This is a genomic window from Cohnella candidum, assembly GCF_003713065.1.
GTDB lineage: Bacteria > Bacillota > Bacilli > Paenibacillales > Paenibacillaceae > Cohnella > Cohnella candidum.
Genome location: NZ_CP033433.1, coordinates 535,816 through 547,752, shown reverse-complemented (window position 1 = coordinate 547,752; position 11,937 = coordinate 535,816). Strand labels below are relative to the sequence as shown.

Here is an 11,937-nt window from a genome sequence, read left to right as displayed (position 1 = left end):
TTGTTAATCCACGACCGCCTTGATTGGCTTGAGACGTTGATCCAATTCATCCAAAGCCTCCACCGAAATCTTCAAAAACGGCAGGTGGCTGACTTCCCTTAAAGAGCTGGAGCCCCAGTTCCGAACCATCCCCTGCAACTGTTCCTCAAGATGCGGCAAGGCGTCGAACAACGCTTTTTTCGCTTCTTCATTTTGCATGAAATCCTGAATCGGCATATGCGTGCTGCAACGCTTGATATATTCGATTTCAGGCGGGTACGCAAACTCCCAGATTCCGCTGGTCAGTTCCGCTTGTACGAACTTATCGTTCTGCACGGAGGAGATCGCGGCGTCTTGCAGCGGACGGCCGTTCACCAGCACGTTTTCCCGCTTGGCATCCGGCAGTTCTACGGTGGCGGTCGCGTCAAACGGAACGACGAAGCGGAATCGTAAGCCGCCCTCTTCGTTTAAATCCCAACCGCTCTCGTACCGGCCCGAAGCCGAGTCGACAGACGCCTTGGCGAACTTCAACCGGAAGTCCGGCTGAGGCGTCAAGCGGACGTGCTTGAAGCCGGGTTTGTCTTCCGCCGGGTTAATCCCGGCGACATAACGGTACATCCATTCCACGATGGATCCGTAAGCATAATGGTTCAGCGAGTTCATGTCCGTTCCGCTGATTTTCCCGTCCGGCAACACCGAGTTCCAACGCTCCCAGATCGTCGTCGCGCCCAACGTCACCGCATACAGCCAGCTGGGATAATCCTTGTTCAGCAGCAGCGTGTAAGCCAGATCCGAATTTCCGGTTTCGGAAAGCGCCCTGCACAGATAAGGCGTTCCCACGAACCCGGTTTTGAGATGATTTCGATCCTTCTTCAACCTGGCGCGAAGATCGTCCGCAACGCGCCCGCGATCCTTCTCCGACGCCAAATCCATAAAGAGGGCCACGACATGCGCAGTTTGGGTATTCAGGGCCAAGCGTCCGGTCGGCGTGAAATATTCGGCTCGGATGGCGGTTTTCACTTCATTGGACAGGTTTTCATAGAATTCGGCTTCTTCGCGCTTTCCAAGCACTTTCGCGGCCTTGGCGACCAGCATAGAAGAGTAACAGTAGTAGGCGGATGAAATAAACGCGGTCTCCGTCCCCCCAAGCGGCGACGCCGGATCGTCTCCGTCCAAGGCCAGCCAGTCCCCGAAATGGAAGCCTGCCGCCCACAGCCGCCTGCTCCCGGACGAGTCGTCGATTCGCTTGATATAATCGACCCACGCCTTCATGCTGTCGAATTGTTGTTCGAGAATGGCCGAATCCCCGGAGTGAAGGTAGGCCGTCCACGGTATGACCGTTGCGGCGTCGCCCCATGCGCTGGAACCGCCGCCGTCCACGGTAGCCACCGGTATCACCATGGGAACCATGCCGTCTCTCGCCGCTTGCTCTTTCCAGAGGTCATAACCGTATTTCGCGAAAAATGCGTGCGTATCCATATTGAAACTAGCGGTACCGGCGAACACCTGCGCATCGCCGGTCCAGCCCATCCGCTCATCCCGCTGCGGGCAATCCGTCGGAACGTCCAGGAAGTTGCCCTTCTGTCCCCAAAGAGCGTTCAGAAACAAACGGTTCACCAACGGATTACTTGTCTCGATGCTGCCGATTTGCTCCATGTCGGAGTGAAGCACGCATCCGATAAAGTCGTCCGGATGCAATTCACCCGGCCAACCCGTGACCTTCACGTAACGGAATCCGTAAAACGTGAAATGCGGTCTAACCCAGGCGCCTTCGCCATCGGAAACATACCGGAATTCCGCTTTGGCCGTTCGAAGATTTTCCCGGTAGAAGTTTCCTTCCTGAAGGAGCTCGCCGTACTGCAAGACGATTTCCGCTCCCTTGGGCGCACGGTTGCGGAACCGAATCCAGCCGACCATGTTCTGGCCCATATCCAGCACGGTTTCTCCTGCCGGAGTGGTCAGAATCTCGACCGGTTTCAGGCGCTCGCGGATGACGACCGGCAGGCTTCGTCTAGCCTGCAGCCGGTCATACCCGATTTCAATCTTCTCTACGCCGAATCGGGCATCGTCTTGGAACGCCGCATCGTAGATTTCTCCGTCATAGAGACCGCTCGCCATCACGCGGCTTTTCCTCGCCTGCCAAGTCTGATCGGAACCCACGACGGTCGACGTCCCGTCCGGATGCGTGATGACGATCTCGCACAGCAAGGCGAATCGGTCTCCATAAACCTCATGCCTGCCGCCTTCGAATCCGAAACGGCCTTTGTAAAGACCGTTCCCGAGCATGACTTCAACGTTGTTAACGCCCGGTAGAATCCTGTCCGTAATGTCGTAGGTTTGATATTGCAGCCATTTGTCATAGGCGTTGAAATGCGGAGTCAGATACTCTTCACCGACTTTCTCGCCGTTCAACTCCATTTCGTACAATCCCAAACCGCATACGTAAGCCCGCGCGCTCTTGACTTCCTTGGCGATCGAGAATGCCGTTCCTAACACGGGATGGATTTCCTTATCCAGTTTCGGCGAAATCCACTCCGCTGCCCACTTCTCCTCGAGCTTCGCGGTTTCGAACCAAGCGGGCTCGCTCGTCGCCTCGTCTCCGTTGTCCGCCCAAACCGTCACGCGCCAGTAATATCGGGTTCTTGGCACTAACGCAATCGGCAGTTCAAACGCGAGACTGCTGATTTCAGCGCTTCGGCCGGTATCGTACATGACTTGGGTGAAACTTTCGTCCAGCGACACTTCGATTCGCGCGGCGATTTGTTTGGCTGCTTCCGTCTCGCTGACGACATAGGACAGGCGCGGTTTTCCTAATTCGAAGCCCAGCGGATTCACGATGCGGTTCGTTTTCATTCGGGTGATCTTCAAGCTGCAACTCTCCTTTTTCTAAACACTGGGCACGACAATGTTGGACTCAGCCCTTAACGGCTCCTCCGGCGATGCCTTTCACGAAGAAGCGCTGGAAGAACGGATACGCGATCATGATCGGCAGCACCCCGATGACGGCAATTGCCATGCGCGCGGTTTCGCCGGGCAGCTCCGCGGCGTTGGCGGAGGCATCACCATAGGCGGAGCTGGCAGTTTTCAGCGCCTCGATATTCTGCATAATCTGGTTGAGCAAAATTTGAATGCTGTACAGCTTCTGATCCGTAATGTAAATCAACCCGTTGTTCCAATCGTTCCAGTACATGATGCCGGTAAACAAACCGATGGTGGCCATGATGGGCAAGGACAGCGGAAGCACCATCTGGAAGAAAATGCGGTATTCCCCTGCTCCGTCGATCTTGGCCGATTCAAGAACGGGCCCCGGGATCGTATTGATGAAGAAAGAACGGGCAAGCAGAACGTTGAATCCGTTCATGAGCAGGCCCGGAATGAGCAAGGCCCAAAGCGTGTTCTTCACGTCGAACATTTGCGTGTAGACCAGATAGGTCGGCACCAACCCCCCATTGAACAACAGCGTGAAGAAAACGAGGAAGGTATACAACTTGTAACCCGGTATTTCCTTGCGGGATAGGCCGTACCCCAGCATGGCGGTCATCAGCAGACTCACGGCGGTTCCGATTGCGGTTACGATTACCGTGATGCCGTATGCCCTGCCGATGACGGACATGTTTCCCGTCAGATACTCGTAGGCGTCAAGACTGAACACCTTCGGAAGAAAGGCGTAACCGTTCTGCAGAATGCTGTCCTCGGAACTCAAGGAAGCCGAGACCAGAAGCACGAAAGGGATGATGCACAGGATGCAGAAAACCGCCAAGATGATGTGGGAGACCCACTGCCATATGCCTTTGTCTTGATTCACGCTTCTCACCTCGCCTTAGAATAGTGCGTTGTCTTTGCTGAACTTGCGGACCGCGTAGTTGGTCAAGATAACGAGGACGAACCCGACCACCGATTGATAGAATCCGGCCGCCGAGGACATGCCGATATCGTTATTCTGCAGCAAGCCCCGGAACACATAAGTGTCAATGACGTTGGTCGTGTCGTACAGCATGCCGGAATTCATGGGCACTTGATAGAACAATCCGAAATCGGAATAGAAGATTCTGCCGATCGCCAGCAGCGTCAACGTGATGATCACGGGCGAGATCAGCGGGAGGGTAATCTTGCGGATCTGCTGCCACCTGCTCGCCCCGTCCAGGGTGGCCGCTTCGTAATATTCTTGATCGATCCCGATGATGGAAGCCAGATAGATCACGCAGTTAAAGCCGATCGATTTCCACAGGTTCACAAGAACGAGGATATACGGCCAGTACTTCGGTTCCATGTACCAGGAGATCGGTTCCAATCCGAGCTTCGGCAGCAACGTATGGTTGAGGTATCCTTGATCTTCGCCCAGAAAACCGAATACGAGGTAGCTGACGATGACCATCGAGATCAGAAAAGGAAGCAGCATGACGGTCTGATACAATCGGGACATGAAACGGTTTCTGACTTCGTTCAATAGAATCGCGACCCCAACCGCGCAGATGAGACCGATGACGATAAAGGCGCCGTTATACAGCAGCGTGTTTCGGGTGATGACATACGCGTCGTTCGTCTGGAACAGGAATTTGAAGTTGGTGAACCCGTTCCAATCGCTTGCCCAGATCCCTTTGGAATAGTCGATATTTTTAAAGGCGATCACGAGTCCCGCCATAGGCAAGTAGTTGTTGATGAGCAAATAAACCATGCCCGGCAGCATCATGACCAGGATCGGCAGGTATGCCTTATTTCTGCTGAGCGTCTTCTTCATAAAGAGTCCCCTTCCACGTTGTGCTGGTCTGGAATGTCCGCTTGATCTACTTTCATTGTAAAGAGGCCGGCTCCCCCCCACTACCGCGCGCTCGACCTCGTAACAACACAATTTCGACTTCCGCTTCGGATTAAATGCAAAACGATCGCTCCCCTGGTCCGGAGAGCGATCGCCTCTACATCGAATGCTTATTACTTGCCGTTTGAGGCGAGCCAAGCATCAAGCTGCTTCTGTTTCTCGGCAATGATTTTGTCGATGCCCGCCGCCTTCAACTTCGAGATCAGCTGCGGGAGCACTTTATCCGGATCCACGCTGCCCGTTTCCAGAGCCGGCACGTATTGGGCGGTGACGTTCTTGACCGCGGCCACCTCCGTTTTGACCGCGTCGAGGTTCGGGGCGAATCCGACCGCTTTCGAGTTGACGATGGTTTGTTCGAAGGCTTTGCCGTCTTCCCGGGATTTCGGATCTTCCGTGTCCGTCAGGTACGTGAGGTGTACATTGCCGAACATGAAGGTCTGGTGCATGCCGTAACCGTCTCCGGTAATGGAGATAACGTTATCGCTCTTCTTGGTGTAATGCTTGCCTTCGATGCCGAAGTTGATGAGATTGATAATATCTTTGTCGGTATACATCAAATTCAGGAATTCCATGGCTTTAGCCGGGTTCCTCGAGTTGTTGGCGGGAATCGCCCAATCGAGACCAAGAACGCCTTGGGTCGTCAGGAGCGGCTTTTGCATGGGTACCTTCGCCACGTCAAATCCGACGATTGCCGCCTCCTTTTTCTCCGATGCCGGTTTATCCGAGTCGACGAACGAGATCGCCTTGCCCGATTTCACCTGATCCGTATTCGAAATCTTGATGGTAGACGCGCCTTTCGGAAGGTAACCCGCTTGATACCAGCTTCTCAGCTTCTTCATGGCGGCGGCATATTCCGGCGTCTCGTACAGGTCCACGACCTTCATGCCGGCGTCATTGACATTGAGTACGCCCAATCCGTCGAGCAAAGAATCATATTGACCCAGCGAATCGAAAATCGTGGTGAGCGGCATCGCCCCTTGTACGTTGGGAGCCAAAACCGTCATCTGCGGATTTTTCTCTTTCAGGGCTTTAAATACGTTATCCAGGTCGTCCACGGATTTTACCGTACTTACGTCAACGCCCGCTTGATCCAGCAAATCTTTGCGCAGGAAGAGGGCCGAACCGCCTTCAGGAAGCTGGTTGACCGGCACGGCGTAAATTTTGCCGTCGATCTTGGCCGCATTCAGCTTGTCTCCGAGCGCTTCCTGAATTCCCTTGCCGTTCTGGGCGATCAGGTCGTCCAATGCGGCAAAACGCTTGGTGGAAACCATCGAGCCGTAGGTCGCGAAATCCGTGAGCATGAGATCCAATTTCTCATTGCCGGTAAGCATCAAGTTCGCCTGCTGAGACCACTGGGCGAAAGGAATGGCGAGCAGCTTCACGGTCGCGTTGATCTTCTCTTTGGTAATCTTGCTGATGGCGGCTTCTACTTCGGCCTGATCCTTCGGCACCGGGCCCAGCAACGGATATCCCATGACCACTTCGTACGTTTCCCCGGCATCCGTCTGCGCAGCGGACGAGCTCGGCGCGGCGGAGCTGGAAGATGGCGAAGATTCGCTCTTATTACTATTTCCGCAGGCCGTTACCAACACCATGGTCGCCGCCAGGGCGACACCCGCTAATTTCTTCCACTTGCTCATAAGATACCCCCATAGACAATTTTGATTTTGCCTGAATCTGATCCCATCATACAGCGCTTACATGTCGGGCAACCGCTCGAACTTCGACCAACGGACAACACTATTTCGACTTTGCGCCGAGGGTCATTCCTTATGTCGATTAGAGAAATCGCGTTTGCTTATGTATAAAAAAGGCCGCTTTCTCTGAACGAGAAAGCGACCGTCGTTTCGTCTTATTTGCGGCCCGCGGCAAGCCATGCGTCGAGCTGTTTTTGTTTCTCGGCGATAATCTTGTCTATGCCTGCCGCCTTCAGTTTCTCTATGAATTGCGGAAGTACCTTGTCCGGATTCACGCTGCCCGTCTCCAAAGCAGGAACGTATTGGGCGACCACGTTCTTCACCGCGGCGACTTCCGTCTTCACGTCGTCCAGATCGGGAGTAAAACCCAAGGTGTTCGACTTCGCCATGGCCGCTTCGAATGCCGAACCTTTTTCACGCGCCTTCGGATCTTCCGTGTCCGTCTGATAGGTCAGGTGCGCATTTCCGAACATGTAGCTTTGGCGCATCCGATATCCATCGCCGGGGAGAATGGAAATGACGTTTTCGCTTTTTTTGACGTAATGTTTTCCTTCGATGCCGAAGTTAATCAGATTGACGATATCCTTGTCCGTATAAATTAAGTTCAAGAACTCCATTGCCTTAGCCGGATTTCGGGAGTTATGCGCGGGAATCGCCCACGTCAGACCCAACACCCCTGCCGACGTCACGAGAGGCGGTTGCAAGGAAACCTTCACCATCTCTCTGCCAACGACGGCGGATTGCTGTTTCTCCGCGGCGGGTTTATCGGAATCGATCAAGGCGAAGGCTTTACCGGATTTGACCTGTTCCGTGTTGTTCGTTCTGAGCGTGGCCGCATTCTTCGGAAGGTAGCCCGCCACGTACCAGCTTCTCAGCTTCTTAAGCGCAAACGAATATTCCGGCGTTTCGTACCAGTCGACTACTTTCCTGCCGCCGTCCGAATTCTTGACGACCCCCAACCCGTCCAGCAAGGAGTCGTATTCTCCCGACGCTGCGAAGGCCGTGGTCAGGGGCATTGCGCCTTGCACATTGGGAGCCAGAACGGCGATCTGCGGATTGCTCTCCTTTACGGCCTTAAAAACGCGATCGAGGTCATCCACCGATTTTACGCGGTTCAAATCGAGTCCCGTTTGATCAAAAAGATCTTTTCGCATATAAATCGCCGAGCCGCCAAGAGGAAGTTGATTCGTCGGAACGGTGTAGATCTTTCCGTTCACTCGGGCGACGCCCAGCTTGTACCCTAAAACATCCTTGATTCCTTGGCCATGCAACGCAAGCAGCTCATCTAACGGGGTCAGTCGTTTCGCTGAAACCATCTCGCTGTAGTGGGAAAAATCAACGAGCATGACATCCAGTTGATCGTTGCCCGTAAGCATGAGGTTCGATTGCTGAAACCACTGCCCGAACGGAATGGCCATCAGCCTGACTTTGGCTTTTATTTTATCCGTCGTGATCTTGCTGATCGCGTCCTCAACTTGCTGGAGATCCTTCGGAACGTCGCCCAATACCGGAAACCCCATGACGACTTCATAGGGTTCCGCAGCGGACGCGCTGGGTGCGGCCGTTTCGTCGCTGACTGCCGTTCCTCCGGAGGCGCAGGCGGCGAGCAGCCCAACCCATGCCGCGAATAAAGCCAAGCCTGTCCATTTTCCCCGCCGTTTCATGCCTTTCCCTCGTTCCTTTTCGATTGCCGGTACTCGTTGGGATTCAAGCCGGTGTGCTTCCGGAAGATCTTCGCGAAATGGGACAAGTTCGTGTAGCCGATATTCGCGGCGATGACGGTAACCGGCTGCTCCGTCTTCTCCAGCAGCTCGGTCGCCATCCGCAAGCGCTCATGGAGCAGGAATTCCGTCATGGACATGCCGGTCTCCTTCTTGAACAGCCGGTTGATGTAGTCCGGATGCAAAAAGAAAGAGGCCGCGATGTTCTCCCGATTCAATTCTTGCTCCAGATGCTTCGTAATATAAGCTTTCACCTTGTCGACCACCGAAGCGGATTCTTTCAGCTCCGCGGCATAGCGGAACGCTTTATCGATCAAATGGTCCGACCACACCTTCAAGTCCGTTACCGAATGGGTGGAACGTTCCAGCGATTCGACGGAAACGGGATCTTGAAACAACTGATGCGCTTGGATTCCCATGTCGTCAAGATAGGAATAGACGATCTGCAGCACGTCTTGCACGATTTGATTCAAAAACGCGGAGGACACCCCGGACATCGTCTTCAGCGTGTCCAAATATCCATCCACTTCCTGGAGCACCCGGGTTTTGGACCCTTCTTCAAGCAGGATCCGCCACACCTTGAGATCCGGACGGGGAATCGCAACGACACTAGCCGGTTTTCCGTCCAGCAGAATCGCCTCATTGTCCGACGTGACATAGGCTTTGCGAAGCTGAAGCAGACGGTTCGAAATTTCCGGAAACTCATGAACGGCGACCGAGGTGCCCACGTAACAGGTCATATCGCAAAAGAAAAACTTCCGGCAGGAGGCGATGTAGGATTCCATGATCCTCTTCAGGGCGGCTGCATCCTCTTTCAGCCCCGAGAGAATGGCCAGCAGCTGTCCCCGTTCCACCGGCACGACTCCCGCCAAGGTTCCCGCGCCCTGTATCATCTCCTGCAGCGTATTGATCAAAGCGTATTCCATGATCTTCTCGTCGCGCAGGCTTAACGGTTTGTGCCACCTTCTCACCTGAATCAGCAGCGGCAGCACCTGCATGTCCGCGGGCAAGCCGATCTTTCTTTCCTCTGCCGCCGCCTTGATGGCCGCGGGATTCGAGGGGATTGACCTTCTGAATATATCCGTCCAAAACCGCTCGATGAAAAGCGGATGATGCTTACGCCAGGATTCGCTCTCTTGTTTGATTTCATGCTTCGCCGAAATCTGTCTAACCGCCTTGCGAATGACACTTTCCAGCTCCTCCGGTGGAATCGGCTTCAGCAAGTAGTCCAGACTTCCGAGCTGAATCGCCTGTTGGGCAAAGGAGAAATCCGCATGGCACGTGAGGAAGATGGACTCCGTAGCGGGGTGATGTTCGCGAACCCACGCCAGCAGGTTCAGCCCGCTCTCTTGAGGCATCTCGATATCGCAAAGCATAACGTCGATCGCTTCACCCGCGAATATCTCTTTAGCCTGGTTAGCGCCATAAGCGGTAAAAACACGGGAAACGCCCAGGCTGTCCCAGTCCACCGCGTTCAGTACGCTTCGAACGGCGAGCGGTTCATCGTCGACGATCAATAATTGTGTCATGAAGGACCCCCCCGTTCTCTAAGATTCATTGCGTAAAGGCAGTATCATGCGGACGACGGCCCCGCTTGGCACCGCGTTGGAAAAGACGATTTCCGCATGGGCGCCGTACAGCAGCCGGAGACGATGCCATAGGTTCCATATTCCGATGTGCTCGCCTTGTTCGTCCACGACGCGTTCACCCGCGTTCAGCAGATGAAGCGTGTCTTCCCGGAAGCCTTGCCCTTCGTCCTGAACCGTAATCACCATATAAGGCACCGAACCCGACTCGTCCAGACGAACCCGGATCTCGATGACGGGGACATCCTGTCGATCGGTATAACCATGCTTTAAGGCATTTTCCACCAAAAATTGGATGATCAGCGGGGGAACCGGCACGAGCCTCAGATCGTCCGGCACGTCCACCCGAAACGCCAGCTTCTGCTGGTAACGCAGCTCATGAATGCCGATGTAATTGCGGACATGCTCCAGTTCGTCTTTAAGAGGCACGAAGGTCAAATTACTGCGGAACATATAACGGAAATAACGGACGAGGCGAAGCGTCATTTCCTTGATCAACTCGTAATCCTTGTCCAAAGCCAAGCTGTAAATCAAGTTCAAGGTATTCATGAAAAAATGGGGATTGATCTGCAGCTGTAAATGCTGAAGCTCCGCTTTCTGTTTGTTCAGCTGCTCTTCATACACGTTGATTTTCAGCTCTTCCATCTGCTCCATCATCCGGTTGAACGTGGCATGCACGAGCATGAATTCGTCGGAAGTCCGGATCGGCTCTACGCGGGTTTGGACATTGCCGTCCCCGATCCGTTTCATGGCGGCGAGGAGCCGGTTCAGGGGAACGAGCACCACCCTGCGAAGGAACAGGAAGAACACCGGAAGAAGCAAGACCCCGATCACCGTGATCACGATGACGATCCGGTTCAAATAAGGAAGATTTTGCAGTACCGTCGCCGTCGGAATGACGGCCGCCAGGCTGAAATCCCCTTTGGAGGAATGCTCCGCGATCACGAGGAACTTCCGGCCGGAATCCGTTTGCTGCTGCGGTTGCAGAACAATATCATTTTGCTCCAAAAACGCATCGTCGGTCAAAGGGCGGCTTCGGTCGTCCAGGAACAAAGATGCCCCGTTTGGCCCCAGATGGATAAAAGAGAGCGGCTGCTTCAAGGTGCCCAGGTTCACCCATGCGCCTACCCAGGCATTCTCCGCGCGAAGAAGTCGGATGAGATAATGGCTCCCGCCGATTTCCCTGACGAACCAACGGTTATCGATTTCGTTTGAGGACGGTACGGCCAACAGCCCATCGTGCAAATATTGGGAAACCGCCGAATATTCCTGATCGCTGGATTGCGTAACGGCATCGGTAAAATCGCCTTGTCGATCGGAATAGACGAAGATGGAATTGGCGACGGTTCTGTACATCAGCAGGTCCTTGTTGATTTGGTCGGACAGACGGATTTTAGCCAGCATGTATTCATCGTCGGAAGGAGGAGAGGCCAATATTTTGACGTCATAGTTGGAAGTCGCCAAAGCCAGCAAGTACTGGTCGACCGTGTTTAATCCGGAATCGATCTGATGCATGTACAGGGAGACCATGTTGCGGTTCGATATCGAGACTTGGTTGTGAACGACACGGACCGCGTAAAAATTGTAATAATACAGCAAAACGAGCAGCGGCCCCGCGATGAGCAGGATTCCGAGCGCCAGCTTGAACCGTATGGAGTTTCGGCCTTCCCAAGGATAAATAAGCCTTCTCATCGAGCACTTCCCCTTTATTCGAGAAAAGGCCGCCCGACGATCGGCGGCCTGCTTCTTCCATCATAGATTTGGACGGGCGTTTTTACAAATGGTGCATCCTGTCTCAGTTTAGGGATAAGGCTGCGGTTACGCCACCTAAACTTCGACCTCGCGGTAACGCTTTTTCGACTTCTATTCTTCGGAAGCACGGAAGCTCCATTCGGGTGAAGTTCTTCTGAATGGAACTCTTCTACCTTCAATGGAATTCTCTCCCTTCCCTTTCCTCTTTTCACCCAATCATCCATAGGATTGAACAGAAATCTAGAGAATTGAACATTTCAATCCCCAGCCGCGTGCTCGTATGATTTGTTTGCAATCGCTTTCCAAAATGGATGAAAGAGGGGGATTCATGACCGGAAAGATTTTCAGCGCAAGGTCGTTGCTGCCGTGAGACGAGTTTTCGTTAA

General features: G+C 53.8%; 7 protein-coding genes. All 7 read right to left on the bottom strand.

What is annotated here, in order from left to right:
* Positions 1-3: 3 nt before the first annotated feature.
* The 7 genes from EAV92_RS02505 to EAV92_RS02475 all read right to left on the bottom strand — a co-directional run bounded on the left by EAV92_RS02505 (position 4) and on the right by EAV92_RS02475 (position 11,491).
* On the bottom strand, positions 4-2,847 hold the full coding sequence (locus EAV92_RS02505) for an alpha-L-rhamnosidase (RefSeq protein WP_206424273.1): 2,844 nt from the start codon (positions 2,845-2,847) through the stop codon (positions 4-6).
* Between the two features lie 46 nt (positions 2,848-2,893).
* Positions 2,894-3,784: a carbohydrate ABC transporter permease gene (locus tag EAV92_RS02500; RefSeq protein ID WP_123039615.1), complete on the bottom strand. Its 891-nt coding sequence runs from the start codon at positions 3,782-3,784 to the stop codon at positions 2,894-2,896.
* A 15-nt stretch (positions 3,785-3,799) separates the two neighbouring features.
* Positions 3,800-4,717, bottom strand: a complete 918-nt coding sequence (locus EAV92_RS02495) for an ABC transporter permease (RefSeq protein ID WP_241158410.1) — start codon at positions 4,715-4,717, stop codon at positions 3,800-3,802.
* Positions 4,718-4,908: 191 nt separating this feature from the next.
* Positions 4,909-6,435 (bottom strand): ABC transporter substrate-binding protein, encoded by a 1,527-nt coding sequence (locus EAV92_RS02490; protein ID WP_123039614.1) that lies wholly within the window; start codon positions 6,433-6,435, stop codon positions 4,909-4,911.
* Positions 6,436-6,647: 212 nt separating this feature from the next.
* Entirely contained in the window at positions 6,648-8,156 is a 1,509-nt protein-coding gene (locus EAV92_RS02485; RefSeq protein ID WP_123039613.1) for an ABC transporter substrate-binding protein, read from the bottom strand.
* Complete coding sequence (locus EAV92_RS02480) at positions 8,153-9,742, bottom strand: response regulator transcription factor (RefSeq protein ID WP_123039612.1); 1,590 nt, start codon at positions 9,740-9,742, stop codon at positions 8,153-8,155. Before EAV92_RS02480 ends, EAV92_RS02485 begins: the two co-directional genes overlap by 4 nt.
* A gap of 18 nt (positions 9,743-9,760) precedes the next feature.
* Complete coding sequence (locus EAV92_RS02475) at positions 9,761-11,491, bottom strand: sensor histidine kinase (RefSeq protein ID WP_123039611.1); 1,731 nt, start codon at positions 11,489-11,491, stop codon at positions 9,761-9,763.
* Between the last annotated feature and the right edge of the window lie 446 nt (positions 11,492-11,937).